Origin of the sequence: Allobosea sp. Leaf344, assembly GCF_001426225.1 — a bacterium.
GTDB lineage: Bacteria > Pseudomonadota > Alphaproteobacteria > Rhizobiales > Beijerinckiaceae > Allobosea.
In genome coordinates this window covers 794,665-794,868 of record NZ_LMRT01000001.1, presented here as the reverse complement: position 1 = coordinate 794,868, position 204 = coordinate 794,665, and positions in this window count along the sequence as shown.

Below are 204 nucleotides of genomic sequence, written 5' to 3'. Positions count from 1 at the left end.
CTGGGTTGCTTCGTCGCTACGCTCCTCGCAATGACGGGGTGCGCTCCCACCGTCATTGCGAGCAAAGCGAAGCAACCTAGGAGCAAATGCTCGCCCGGTCCCGCTGGGTTGCTTCGTCGCTGACGCTCCTCGCAATGACGGCGCCCCCCAGCCGTCATTGCGAGCGCAGCGAAGCAACCCAGGGGGGAACGCTCGCCCGGTCCT